This is a genomic window from Klebsiella sp. GW_Kp181, assembly GCF_040062315.1.
Lineage (GTDB): Bacteria > Pseudomonadota > Gammaproteobacteria > Enterobacterales > Enterobacteriaceae > Klebsiella > Klebsiella oxytoca.
Map to the genome: position 1 here is coordinate 1 of NZ_JBEAFR010000032.1, position 1,034 is coordinate 1,034.

The 1,034-nt window shown below is 54.4% G+C and carries 1 protein-coding gene; it reads left to right on the forward strand.

The window, feature by feature from the left end; translation table 11 throughout:
* Window positions 1-1,034: elongation factor Tu (gene tuf, locus ABLV11_RS07005; protein ID WP_097365676.1), on the forward strand; the 1,034-nt coding region annotated here is incomplete at both ends.

Genomic DNA, 1,034 nt, shown 5'->3' on the forward strand with positions numbered 1-1,034 from the left:
GGTGCTGCTCGCGCATTCGACCAGATCGATAACGCGCCGGAAGAAAAAGCTCGTGGTATCACCATCAACACTTCCCACGTTGAATATGACACCCCGACTCGCCACTACGCGCACGTAGACTGCCCGGGCCACGCCGACTATGTTAAAAACATGATCACCGGTGCTGCGCAGATGGACGGCGCGATCCTGGTTGTTGCTGCGACTGACGGCCCGATGCCGCAGACTCGTGAGCACATCCTGCTGGGTCGTCAGGTAGGCGTTCCGTACATCATCGTGTTCCTGAACAAGTGCGACATGGTTGATGACGAAGAGCTGCTGGAACTGGTTGAAATGGAAGTTCGTGAACTTCTGTCTCAGTACGATTTCCCGGGCGACGACACTCCGATCGTTCGTGGTTCTGCTCTGAAAGCGCTGGAAGGCGACGCTGAGTGGGAATCTAAAATCATCGAACTGGCTGGCTTCCTGGATTCTTACATTCCGGAACCAGAGCGTGCGATTGACAAGCCGTTCCTGCTGCCGATCGAAGACGTATTCTCCATCTCCGGTCGTGGTACCGTTGTTACCGGTCGTGTAGAGCGCGGTATCATCAAAGTTGGCGAAGAAGTTGAAATCGTTGGTATCAAAGACACTGCTAAGTCTACCTGTACTGGCGTTGAAATGTTCCGCAAACTGCTGGACGAAGGCCGTGCTGGTGAGAACGTTGGTGTTCTGCTGCGTGGTATCAAACGTGAAGAAATCGAACGTGGTCAGGTACTGGCTAAGCCGGGCTCTATCAAGCCGCACACCAAGTTCGAATCTGAAGTTTATATCCTGTCCAAAGACGAAGGCGGCCGTCACACTCCGTTCTTCAAAGGCTACCGTCCGCAGTTCTACTTCCGTACAACTGACGTGACTGGCACCATCGAACTGCCGGAAGGCGTAGAGATGGTTATGCCGGGCGACAACATCAAAATGGTTGTTACCCTGATCCACCCGATCGCGATGGACGACGGTCTGCGTTTCGCAATCCGTGAAGGCGGCCGTACCGTTGGCGC